This is a genomic window from Candidatus Sodalis pierantonius str. SOPE (assembly GCF_000517405.1).
Classification (GTDB): Bacteria; Pseudomonadota; Gammaproteobacteria; order Enterobacterales; family Enterobacteriaceae; genus Sodalis_C; species Sodalis_C pierantonii.
The window spans coordinates 711,317-723,354 of the sequence record NZ_CP006568.1; the positions used below are offsets into that span (position 1 = coordinate 711,317).

9 protein-coding genes and 3 pseudogenes are annotated in these 12,038 nt (G+C 50.7%); 6 read left to right on the forward strand and 6 right to left on the reverse strand.

What is annotated here, in order from left to right; all coding sequences use genetic code 11:
- Positions 1 to 464: 464 nt before the first annotated feature.
- Entirely contained in the window at positions 465 to 1,673 is a 1,209-nt protein-coding gene (locus tag SOPEG_RS03740; RefSeq protein ID WP_025244348.1) for an IS256 family transposase, read from the reverse strand.
- Between the two features lie 200 nt (positions 1,674 to 1,873).
- Between SOPEG_RS03740 and SOPEG_RS03745 the strand changes: the two genes are divergently transcribed.
- Together SOPEG_RS03745 and SOPEG_RS03760 are read left to right on the forward strand one after the other, a co-directional pair.
- Complete coding sequence (locus SOPEG_RS03745) at positions 1,874 to 2,575, forward strand: DNA adenine methylase (RefSeq protein WP_051419429.1); 702 nt, start codon at positions 1,874 to 1,876, stop codon at positions 2,573 to 2,575.
- 74 nt (positions 2,576 to 2,649) lie between these two features.
- Positions 2,650 to 3,573 (forward strand): annotated as a pseudogene (locus tag SOPEG_RS03760) (IS5 family transposase).
- Between the two features lie 220 nt (positions 3,574 to 3,793).
- Here the strand turns inward: SOPEG_RS03760 and SOPEG_RS03765 are convergent.
- The 3 genes and pseudogenes from SOPEG_RS03765 to SOPEG_RS03775 all read right to left on the reverse strand — a co-directional run.
- A complete protein-coding gene (locus SOPEG_RS03765; protein WP_051419434.1) occupies positions 3,794 to 4,276 on the reverse strand; it encodes a hypothetical protein in 483 nt (160 codons plus the stop codon).
- Positions 4,260 to 4,493 (reverse strand): DUF4224 domain-containing protein, encoded by a 234-nt coding sequence (locus tag SOPEG_RS03770; RefSeq protein WP_025244350.1) that lies wholly within the window; start codon positions 4,491 to 4,493, stop codon positions 4,260 to 4,262. Before SOPEG_RS03770 ends, SOPEG_RS03765 begins: the two co-directional genes overlap by 17 nt.
- A 4-nt stretch (positions 4,494 to 4,497) precedes the next feature.
- Positions 4,498 to 5,490: pseudogene (locus SOPEG_RS03775) on the reverse strand (ATP-dependent helicase); the annotation flags it as partial.
- Between the two features lie 75 nt (positions 5,491 to 5,565).
- Between SOPEG_RS03775 and SOPEG_RS03780 the strand changes: the two are divergent.
- A complete protein-coding gene (locus SOPEG_RS03780) occupies positions 5,566 to 6,489 on the forward strand; it encodes an IS5-like element ISSoEn1 family transposase (protein ID WP_025243939.1) in 924 nt (307 codons plus the stop codon).
- Here the strand turns inward: SOPEG_RS03780 and SOPEG_RS30365 are convergent.
- Entirely contained in the window at positions 6,482 to 6,643 is a 162-nt protein-coding gene (locus SOPEG_RS30365) for a DUF202 domain-containing protein (protein ID WP_081742918.1), read from the reverse strand. The two genes, SOPEG_RS03780 and SOPEG_RS30365, sit on opposite strands and share 8 nt — an antisense overlap.
- Before the next feature lie 13 nt (positions 6,644 to 6,656).
- Entirely contained in the window at positions 6,657 to 7,088 is a 432-nt protein-coding gene (locus SOPEG_RS03785) for a YidH family protein (protein WP_025244352.1), read from the reverse strand.
- 61 nt (positions 7,089 to 7,149) lie between these two features.
- On the opposite strand from SOPEG_RS03785, the pseudogene istA reads away from it, so the two are divergent.
- From istA to SOPEG_RS03810, 3 genes and pseudogenes are all read left to right on the forward strand, one after another.
- A pseudogene (istA, locus tag SOPEG_RS23980) lies at positions 7,150 to 8,699 on the forward strand (IS21 family transposase).
- A gap of 11 nt (positions 8,700 to 8,710) precedes the next feature.
- Positions 8,711 to 9,460, forward strand: coding sequence for an IS21-like element ISSoEn3 family helper ATPase IstB (gene istB, locus SOPEG_RS03800; RefSeq protein WP_025244354.1), 750 nt, complete (start codon positions 8,711 to 8,713; stop codon positions 9,458 to 9,460).
- 1,643 nt (positions 9,461 to 11,103) lie between these two features.
- Positions 11,104 to 12,009, forward strand: coding sequence for an Rpn family recombination-promoting nuclease/putative transposase (locus tag SOPEG_RS03810; RefSeq protein ID WP_025244355.1), 906 nt, complete (start codon positions 11,104 to 11,106; stop codon positions 12,007 to 12,009).
- The last annotated feature ends 29 nt before the right edge of the window (positions 12,010 to 12,038 follow it).

The window sequence follows — 12,038 nt, forward strand, 5'->3', positions numbered from 1 at the left end:
GCCTGTGGGGTGGCAATCATTTCTGGACTCTCAAGGGGAACGATGGATTAAGCCGGAAGCCCTTTACTGGCGAGGCTTACAGCGATTTTAAGGATTCTGGACTCGTCGCAAAAAAATGAGCAAAAAATGATTTTTTTGCACTATATTCTGGACTGGATTGGTCGTAGTTTGAGTAAGTTTGAAGGCCGTTTAAACAGTTTTACACTTGCTATTTTAACAAAAAATAAACAAATAATTTCCGCTTGTTTAAATGGCCTGCTTGTGATTGTGTGTTAAATTAGGTCTGTTGTGTCTTTCTTCCTCAGCAGGAGCACACACGTTGTTGTCAGCGATGGATTTCTGCTTATCTCCAGTGACATACTCAGTAATTATATGCTCTTTGAGAGTCTCTGGAAGCTGTATCAGTGTGCGATTCTGCTCATCAAAGAAGGACCCTGTACACGATTCTGTGTAAATGCCTTTTCTCAGAAGTGACCGTCCAGGCGGTCACCGAACTCGATAATAAAGCGGCTCATTGCCATGCGCCAGTCCCTCAAAGGCATTGTCCATTTCTGTGAGGCCGCCTGTATCGCCAGCCACACCACCTTTTTCACTGCGTCGTCGGTCGGGAACACCTTGCGCTTTTTGATGGCATGCCGGATCACGCTGTTTAACGACTCGATGGCGTTGGTCGTGTAGATCACCTTGCGGATATCCGTTGGGTAGGCAAAGAACGTGGCCAGATTGGCCCAGTTTGCCTGCCAGCTTCGACTTATTTGCGGGTAGCGGATGTCCCAGGCACTGGAGAACGCTTCCAGCGCCTGCAAGCCGGCTTCTTCCGTAGGGACCTGATAGATAGCTTTCAGGTCGCGGGTGACGGCCTTGTAGTCCTTCCAGGAGACGAACCGCAGGCTGTTGCGCACCATATGCACGATACACAGCTGGAGCCGCGCCTCCGGATACACCGCGTTAATAGCGTCAGGGAAACCTTTCAGCCCGTCTACGCAGGCGATAAGGATATCGTTCAGGCCGCGGTTTTTCAGCTCTGTCAGCACGTTCAGCCAGAACTTTGCGCCTTCATTTTCGGCCAGCCACATACCTAGCAACTCTTTCTGGCCTTCGATGTTGATGCCCAGCGCCAGGAACACAGATTTGTTGATGATGCGGCTGTCCTGCCGGACTTTTAGAACGATACAGTCAAGATAAACAATGGGATAGACTGCATCCAGAGGCCGGTTTTGCCATTCGACAACCTGCTCCATGACCGCATCGGTGACCTTTGAGACCAGCGCCGGCGAGGCATCGGCGTCATACAGCTTTTTGAACGCGGCGGCGATCTCGCGGGTGGTCATCCCTTTGGCGTACAACGATAAAATCTGGTTATCCATCCCGGTAATCCGGGTCTGGTTCTTCTTCGCCAGTTGCGGTTCAAAGGAACCGTCACGATCGCGCGGAGTACGCAGCGCTAGCGGGCCATCGCCAGTGGTAACGGTTTTTGTGGAATAGCCGTTGCGGGCGTTGGTCCCCGGTTTAGGCTGATTTTTATCGTAGCCGAGGTGATGGGTCATTTCGACATTGAGAGCTGCTTCGACGCTGATTTTTTTCAGCAGCCGATCGAAGTGACTGAGAGCTTCAGGGGTTTTGAGATTTTTGGCCAGTTCGTTAGCCAGAGCCTGCAACTGTTTTTCGTCCATAAATTAACCTGTTTTTGATGTTGGATTGAACATATCAAAATCAGGCAAATACACAAATTTCTAAACAGGCTTAATAGCGATATTTATACTCTACGGCTCTGTTTGTATCTGCATATTTCTGCATGAGTGATAATTATTTTGACGATCAATGACCAATAATTGATCGGTAAAACTTATATTTATATGTAGGAACTATATTGATGAATACACCAATCATACCATGGGTGGGAGGAAAGCGGAGGCTGGCTAAACATATTTTACCGTGCTTTCCTGCGCACAAATTCTACGTTGAACCATTCTGTGGAGGAGCTGCGCTGTTTTTCAGCAAGGATCCATCCACAGTCGAAGTGTTGAACGATATCAACGGAGATTTGATAAACCTCTATCGGGTAGTCAAGTACCATTTGGAGGAATTCGTCCACCAGTTCAAGTGGGCCTTGAGCAGCAGGCAGCTGTTTGATTGGCTGAAAGAAATACCTCCGCAAACGCTGACCGATATACAGCGAGCCGCCCGCTTTTACTGTCTTCAGCAGCTCACATTTGGTGGCAAAGTGAGCGGGCAGAACTTTGGTACTTCGGCTGTGCGATCACAGTCATTGAACCTCTTAAGAATCGAAGAACAGCTATCACAGGCTCACCTGCGTTTATCCCATGCAACCATAGAGCATCTTGGGTGGCAGGCTTGTATTGAAAAATATGATAGGCCACACTCATTGTTCTATCTTGATTCACCTTACTGGAAGACTCAAGGCTATGGCGGAGCGTTTGGCCTGGAGCAATACAGCATCATTGATAGCCTTGCTCATTCAATAGCAGGAAGAATGGTGATTTCAGTTAATGATATCCCAGAAATGAGGCTCATCTTCAAAAACCTTCATATCGACGTTGTTGACCTAAAATAGGCTTTGTTGAATAAATCGAACTTTTAGGTGACTGGCGGCTCTGATCACTACATTCGTTTCAACATCAGGTCCCCATGGCAAAGCAAAAGTTTAAAATCACCAACTGGCCCGCATATAACAATGCGCTCAGGCAGCGGGAGGACCTGACAGATATGGCTTGATGAGTCAGTCATTGCTGCATGGACTGAGAGTACACCACCTGAACATCGTGGCCGGCCGCTTCACTACACCGATATGGCCATTACCACGGTTCTGATGATAAAGCGCGTGTTTAACCTTTCGCTCCAGGCGTTACAGGGTTTCGTTGACTCGATTTTTAAACTGATGGGGCTGTCGCTGCGCTGCCCAGATTACTCTCTGGTCAGCCGGCGAGCAAAAACCGTCGACATCAGCATAAAAACGCCAACCCGCGGCGAAATCTCACACCTGGTCATCGATGGCACCGGCCTGAAAGTCTTCGGCGAAGGCGAATGGAAAGTCAGGCAGCATGGGGCTGAGAGGCGCAGAATATGGCGCAAGCTTCATCTGGCAGTAGATAGCGTGACACATGAAATTATCTGTGCCGATTTTCGCTAAGCGGTACGACAGATGCGCAGGCGCTGCCCGGGCTGATTAACCAAACCCACCGGAAAATCAGGGAAGCGTCGGCTGACAGTGCTTACGATACGCGTTACTGTCATGATGCTCTGCTGAGGAAAAAAATAAAGCCGCTTATCCCACCGCGAAGTGGTGCGCAATATTGGCCAGCTCGATACCATGAGCATAACCATGCGGTGGCAAATCAGCATCTGAGCGGCAATAACGATACCTGGAAAAAGAAAGTAGGTTATCACCGGCGTTCACTGGCTGAAACGGCCATGTTCCGGTTTAAAACACTTCTGGGTGGTCATCTGAGTCTGCATGACTATGGCGCGCAGGTAGGTGAGGCAATGGAAATGGTTAAAGCACTTAACCGGATCACACTGTTAGGAATGCCAAACAGCGTCCGCATCATGTAACAATCGCCCTGATAGGGAGGAAGTCGTCACAAATTTCGGATTTATTCAACAAAGCGCCTTGACGGATAAAAACTCCCTCATCCATAATTTGTTCACGTTGAAGTGCAAGAACATCACCTTGGCGTGCGCAGCACAAGTATGAAATTTCCATAGTCACTTTAATTAATGTATCAGCTGATTCATATAGCGCGCTGTAATATAGCGTTCACGGAGTTTTTCGCTAAACTGACGAACTCCTTGGCATGGGTTTGTGGCTACCAGTCCCCCGCTCATAACCCCATCTAAAAACCCGTGACAAAAACGGCTTTTCCCGATTTGCTTGAACTTGACTTTTCATACCACGAATATCCATGTACTTTCTGATATGAATAGGCTTAATGTCGTTTGGTAACATTTTGCCGAAAGGTTTCATTACAAACTTTGAATATCCTTTATAGTCAATACGTGTGCGTTTACTCAACGCGTTAAAGTCAGCTGATTCAAAGAATTGGTTAATAAGTTTTTCAAAGGTATCGCCGTGCGTGTTATTGTCAATCGACTTAATGTATTCTTCGTAAGCTACCCACACCTCAGCGTAGCTGGCGTTTAGCGGGCAGAGGCGTTTTGTTTCGCCGTTTTTATGTTTGTATTCAAACGCGCTTCTCCCACGGGATACGCGTTTCGGTAACTTCGCATCATCAGGATTTTTACGTGGCCTTCCCATTTCCCATTGCTCCCCAGTCTGGCTCAGATACTGAATTTGTTGCCCTGAACTTGAGCGGATGATTAAAGTGGTACCATGTGGTGCGAGGCTTACCATCGCGATTTTTTACAAACCACACGCCAGCCTCGGTTAATTTTTCCACTTGTTTATTGGCAACCTGAAAGCTTGTGATTTTTTCAAGTTCATCGTCCGTAATAATGTCGTTTTCATTTTTCATAGAGCTACTTCAAACCCCTCTTCTTTTTCCGCTTCATCGCCTCTAATAAAATGTCCTGCACCTTGCGCTTCGAGTCGCGCCGCTCCATGACCAGTTCATCGACGGTATCGGTGGCGACAATATGGTGGATAAATACCGGGCGCGGGTGCCCGGCCTGTGCCTGCCGGGTAGGGCCGATGCGCTCGATAATCTGCTGGTACTGCTCAAGGCCCCACCAGTGGGAGCAAAACACCAGGACATTACCGCCGTCCTGCAGGTTCAGCCCGTGTCCTGCGCTGGCAGGGTGCGCGAACAGTAGCGGTATCCGTCCGGCGTTCCAGTCGCTGATGGTCTGCGGATTAGCGTCCAGATGACGGCCATCGGGAAAGGCTTTAAGCAGACGTTCAAGGTCGTGCTTCCAGTGATAGGCGACCAGCACGGGCGTACCGCCGGATTCGCTGATGATACTCTCCAGCACCTTGAGCTTTTCATCGTGCACGTTCAGCCACCCGTCGCTGTCATCGGTATACACAGCGCCACTAGCAAGCTGTAGGCACTTCATGGTGCGGGCAGCGGCGTTAGGTGCTTCGATACCGATATCTTCCAGTTCGAGGAACATCTCCTGCTCCATCTCCTCGTACTGCTTGCGGGCTTTTGGCGGTAGGTTGACGTTAACGGTGTTGTGGATAGGCTGGTCGATGTCGAACCAGTCGGCAGGGTTGAGTGATAGCGTGAATTCGGCCAGCGCTTCGTGTATCTGCTCTTGCGCGTACTCCAGTGGTATCAGCTTTGAGAAGTGTTGACCGGGGAACAGTAGTTTCCTGAACCAGCGGCTTTCAAACGAACCGAACGTGCGTCCAAGCTCCTTGCCCTGGTCAACAAACCACGCTTGCCCCCACAGGTCGATTAAACCGTTAGGGGCGGGGGTGCCGGTCAGATTGACCCAGCGGTCAACGTATTTATGTGCGACCTTAGCCAGCGCTGCAGCACGTTTGCCCCCTGAGTTCAGCCGAAAAGAGGCTTTGTTGAATAAATCGAACTTTTAGGTGACTGGCGGCTCTGATCACTACATTCGTTTCAACATCAGGTCCCCATGGCAAAGCAAAAGTTTAAAATCATCAACTGGCCCGCATACAACAATGCGCTCAGGCAGCGGGGGGACATGACAGTATGGCTTGATGAGTCAGCCATTGCTGCATGGACAGAGAGTACACCACCTGAACATCGTGGCCGGCCGCTTCACTACACCGATATGGCCATTACCACGGTTCTGATGATAAAGCGCGTGTTTAACCTTTCGCTCCGGGCGTTACAGGGTTTCGTTGACGCGATTTTTAAACTGATGGGGCTGTCGCTGCGCTGCCCAGATTACTCTCTGGTCAGCCGGCGAGCAAAAACCGTCGACATCAGCATAAAAACGCCAACCCGCGGCGAAATCTCACACCTGGTCATCGATGGCACCGGCCTGAAAATCTTCGGCGAAGGCGAATGGAAAGTCAGGCAGCATGGGGCTGAGAGGCGTAGAGTATGGCGCAAGCTTCATCTGGCAGTAGATAGCGCGACACATGAAATTATCTGTGCCGATTTATCGCTAAGCGGTACGACAGATGCGCAGGCACTGCCCGGGCTGATTAACCAAACCCACCGGAAAATCAGGGAAGCGTCGGCTGACAGTGCTTACGATACGCGTTACTGTCATGATGCTCTGCTAAGGAAAAAAATAAAGCCGCTTATCCCACCGCGAAGTGGTGCGCAATATTGGCCAGCTCGATACCATGAGCGTAACCATGCGGTGGCAAATCAGCATCTGAGCGGCAATAACGATACCTGGAAAAAGAAAGTAGGTTATCACCGGCGTTCACTGGCTGAAACGGCCATGTTCCGGTTTAAAACACTTCTGGGTGGTCATCTGAGTCTGCATGACTATGACGCGCAGGTAGGTGAGGCTATGGCAATGGTCAAAGCGCTTAACCGGATCACGCTGTTAGGAATGCCAAACAGCGTCCGCATCATGTAGCAATCGCCCTGATAGGGAGGTAGTCGTCACAAATTTCGGATTTATTCAACAAAGCGGCTTCCCGTATGAAAAGCAGGGCAACCACAAAAAGAAGAAAGTTTGTCCTGGCCCACGCCAGTGAGGTTCTCTCGGGTTGTAAACCAGGGTCCCGCATCGGCTGGCCTCGTTCAGTCAATAAAGGTCAAATAGATAAATACCAAGACAATAAACAGCAGGTATAACGAGAGCGCAATAAGAAGCTTTGAATAGGGCATATCGCGGTCCGTGCGCATCGCTTTTTCATTTTCTTTCCAGCGATACCAGGCCAGGCCACCCAGTAAACCGGCACCGATGGCAAGGGAAAATGAGAGAATATGGCTGGTGCGGGACGAATCGAAATGAGCGGTAAACTGTTCCAGTCCCACCGTGCCGGCAAGAAGCGCCAGGGCAGTGCGGATCCAGGCGAGAAAGGTTCTTTCATTCGCCAGGAGCCTGTTTAGAAATTTGTGTATTTGCCTGATTTTGATATGTTGCTGGTTCCGGTCACATCCGATCACTGATTCCGATTTCACCCGATCACTAATTCCGGTCGCCCGATCAGCGATTCCGATTCTGTCCAATCGCTCATCTTCTGTTCCGCCATACTCTGGAGACTTTTAGCTTCCGGGGGCATGGCATGGCATGGCACGTAAAAAGAAGAAAGCGAGAACGGCAATGTGCATCTATATTAATGTGTTACGTATGAAATTCGAGCAGCGTCGCTCGAATCGCACTATCGCAGCAGCGCTCGGCATAGGCTGTACTACCGTGCACGATATCCTCGGCCGATTCACGGTAGCTAACCTGGTCTGGCCATTGCCGGCGGAACTGTCCCCCGTCGACCTCGACCGCCTGCTCTATCCCGGCAAATCCGGAAAAGTTATCAATACCTTACCCAGCTGGCTTGATATCGATACCGAGTTAAGCCGCAAGGGCATGACCAAGCAGCTACTCTGGATGGAATATCAGTCCGCCGTGGGCGGTGATGCCCTCGGTTACTCACAGTTTTGTGCACTGTTCCGTGACTGGAAAAAGAAGCAGCGGCGTTCCATGCGCATGGAGCACAAGGCTGGCGAAAAGCTCTTCATCGACTTCTGTGGCCCCACCGTACCTATCGTCAACCCTGCGACCGGTAGCGTACGCCAGGTCGCTATCTTCGTCGCTGCCATGGGCGTGTCAGGCTATGCGTATATCGAAGCCTGCGAAGGCCAGGACATGGCATCGTGGCTCAACGCCAATAGCCGCTGCCTGCACTTCATGGGTGGGGTTCCGGAGCTGATGATACCTGATAATCTGCGCAGCGCTGTCAGCACCCCTGACCGCTATGAGCCGGTCATAAACCTGAGCTAACAGGCGCTGGCAAATCACTATGAGACAGTGGTGCTACCGGCGCGCCCGAGAAAACCGAAAGACAAGGCGAAGGCAGAATCAACTGTGCAGCTGGTAGAACGCTGGGTTTTGGCCCGGTTGGTAAACGTAGGTTCTACTCGCTGGCCGAACTCAACCAGGTGATACGAGAACTCAATCATGAGTTGAATTTGCGCCCGATGCGTCATTACGGCGGACAAAGTCGCCTTGAACGCTTCGAGCAGCTGGACAAACCGGCTCTTGGGCCTCTACCGCCCACACAATGGGAATACAGTGAGTATCTCGTTGCCCGAGTGGGACCTGATTACCACATAGACTACGGCAAAAACTGGTACTCGGTGCCGCATCCGTTGGTTGGCGAGCGCGTTGACGTCATCGCCACCCAACGGCTGGTGCAAATCCACCATAAGGGCGTCTGCGTGGCTACGCACCCTCGCAGCGATAACGCCTATAGGCACACGACTCAGGCGGCGCACATGCCGGCTAACCATAAGGGGCAGAGTCAGTGGACGCCGGAAAGGCTGTGCAGTTGGGCGCTGTCGGTGGGTGTGTGCACACTGAAAGTGGTCGAGTCCATCCAAAAGAGCAAAGCCCATCCGGAGCAGGCTTACCGCTCCGTGCTGGAGCTACTCAATCTGCAACGGCGCTATGAGACGACGCGACTGGAGAAGGCCTGCGCGCTGGCGTTGGAGAAAGGGTGCATTAACCGCTCTTTCATAGCCAACGTATTGAAACACGGTCGTGAAAGTGAGGTCACCCAGGACGGAGCCGGCGTATCAATGCTGGTTCACGAAAACCTCCGAGGTCCGGACAGTTATCACTAAGGAGAATAAATATGGATACACTGTTAATGGCTCTGCGAGAGCTGAAGTTGTCGGCAATGGTCCAGGCGTTGGAGACGCAACGCGAACTCCCGGGGAGTTATGGGGAGCTGGGGTTCGAGGAGCGGTTGTCGCTGATGGTAGAAGCGGAAAATTTGCATAGAAAAAACAATCATATATGCCGTCTGCGACGGCAATCGCAAATGCGCTTGCAGGCAAAACCGGAAGATATCCGCTATATCCCTAGCCGAGGAGTGACACCGGAACAGATGCGAGATCTGCTAGGGGGACAATATCTGAAATATCAGAAAAGCATACTCATCACGGGGCCAACAGGTACGGGCAAAACCTGGCTCAGTTGTGCGCTTGGTGAGCAGGCATGCCGGCAGCAATATAGCGTGCGTTACTGGCGAGTGGGTCGGTTGCTGGCCCATCTTCACCAGTGTCAGGTAGACGGGACCTATCTAAAACAGCTTAAGCAGTTAGAAAAAATAGAGTTACTGATCTTGGACGACGTGGGCCTAGAATCAATAAGTCCGATGCAGGCAACGATGCTGTTGGAGGTGATGGAAGATCGCTACGACAAAAGCAGCAGCATCCTGATCAGTCAACTGCCGGTGAAAAAATGGTATGGACTGATAGAAAACCCCACGACAGCTGACGCGTTACTCGATCGGTTAGTACACCCCAGCTATAGACTGGAACTTAAAGGCGAATCACTACGCAAAGAGCAAGGAGTAGCCAGCACAGGAAAAATAGACTAAACCCGAGTCAGAAGATGAGCGAACACGTGAACGAATATCACTGGAATGGGTGATCGGAAAATATCAGAATAACTGATCGGATGTCGCCGGAACAGCTGATCGGATACGTCGGAATCTGCATGTGTGCAACATTTTTGTACCGCTCTATGATTTTGCACTCCCCAATATCGGGGAGCTCAAATTTTGAGCGGTGCGATAACCGTCGCACCGGGTAACCAAGGCAATAATATTGACTAGGTTCGTTGAGACGTTTTGCGAGTCAACGATATTGACGCACAAAGTTTGAGCCGTGCGACAAATGTCGCGCCGGTCTGCACAAATTACCAATCGGCATTGATATTCAATAGGTTATCTGCACATACCCCACGAACTGCCTACGTTTAAAACGGAGTCAGTGAATTGTTGGCCTCCATTTTTTTATGGAAGCGGCAAAGTCTTCAGGTGCAATAATTTTTGCATCTGCCCCGCACTAGGACAGGTCATCGACGTGGTTAGTCGTGCTGCACAAATCGAAAATATCTTAGCTATTTCAATCTATTATCTGCACACAACCCCATACGGATTCCAAATCCCTATCGTCGCTGCAATAATCGTTGCGCTGGTAGACGAGGCTCCGATACCGGAGGCTCTTCTGGATTCGAGCGGGGCATAGTGCATCTATGCTGCTGCACAAATCGAAAATATTCCCTTACGTTCATATAGTTATCTGTGCGCAAGCCCCCTATGGCGGCTTGGTGGCGACATTTTAATCAGCCCGTTTGAAACGGAGGGATGGCTCCGTGGGGTGGTAAAAGATAAACGAACACTAAACACGCGACGGCAACTTTTTTTGTAATATAAGCATAAGCAAAAGGGGGTGGTTTGAGTGGTTTAGAAACTCATATCTTATTGAAATATAATGAAATGATTGAGATTTTCTAAACCACTCACCCCAGTTTTTAAACCACTGGCACCCGCCTTAAAACCACTTCCCCATCGACGATTGAGATAGAATATCTAGGGAGAAGCTCCCTCTCTGGCTGGCTCATGTGCTGGACAACTGCCCCGGAAACCTTGTCGGCTGCGGCTTTTGCTGCACACACCCCTGTGCCACCTTCGAAAGTAGTACTTATCGGCAGCTTTTACCGTATTTTTGCAAAACTCCACCACCGGGCAATCGTGGATGCTGATTCTTGCTTGAAAATTGAACTACAAAATTTTCGTAGTTCAAAATATAGCCAAGCACATACCAACTGACAGAGGCAATCGCCTCAATTGCTTACGCCAGGATGCCTGATGGCGCCTGTACGCCATCAGGCGAGTTTTATCTGCCAACCAAGGGTTTTTGAATGGAGAGCAAAGAAAATCGCTTACAGCGCCAACACGTGCGCTAAGTGGGGGTTGCTGGAGACTGTTGGGGATGTCCCTGAAATGCGGGTGATGGGTGGTATAATGAGTGTGGTCTTTATTTCATGTAAGGGATTGCAGCAACGGTGAGGCCGAAGCCAGTCAGAGCAACGCCTTCATGCTCACCGATACGCTGACCCGCTGGCACAAATCCGAACTCGGTCAGTTCGCGCAGAGGCACTGATGGCTGCCCCGGCTCGCTGAAGGGCCGGGGATTTCTATGGCGTACCATAAGCTCTGCAAGGTATACTTCGCCGATGACAAAATCCTCACTATCCCAACACGACTCCCTGTTCAAAAAGTTCCTCGGAGACATTGCTGTAGCCAGGGACTTTCTGGAAATCCATCTGCCGCCACATCTGCGGGAGCGCTGCGATTTCGGCACGCTGGCGATGGAATCGGGCAGCTTCATCGAGGACGACCTTAAGGGCCAATGCTCGAATATGCTCTACTCGATGAAGACCACGGCGGGCCATGATGGCTACGTCTACTGTCTTATCGAGCACCAGAGCCGACCGGAAAAGCTGATGGCGTTCAGGCTATTGAGGTATGCGGTAGCGGCGATGCAGCGCCATCTCGAGCAAGGCAATGACTCTTTGCCGGTCGTGATTCCACTCCTGTTCTACCACGGCACCACATCGCCGTATCCCTACAGCACCCAATGGCTGGATTGCTTTACTGACCCTGAACTGGCAGAATCAGTCTACAGGCAAGCATTCCCGCTGGTTGATATCACCGCTATGCCGGATGATGAAATACTGTCTCATCGACGGGTAGCTCTACTAGAATTGGTGCAGAAGCACATTCGTACCCGTGATATGCTGGAATTGGTTAACGAACTGGCCGGATTGCTCGAACAGTGGGCCTACCCCAAAGAGCAGTTTCGCAGCTTGTTGTACTATCTGGCCGAGGCGGGAAACACCGTTGAAGGGGAAAAATTCATTCGCGCGCTGGCAGAAAAAACGCCACGCTATCGGGAGGACGCAATGACGATTGCAGAACAGTTGAGAGAGAAAGGTCGCCAAGAAGGTCGCCAAGAAGGTCGCCAAGAGACGACCACCGAACTTGCACGAAAGTTCCTCGCTAACGGTGTCGATCGCTCATTTGTTAAGCTATCCACTGGCCTCTCCGACCAAGAGTTGGATGAGTTGGCGCGCCAATAGTTTTCGGCGTGACCCTGTACACGATTCTG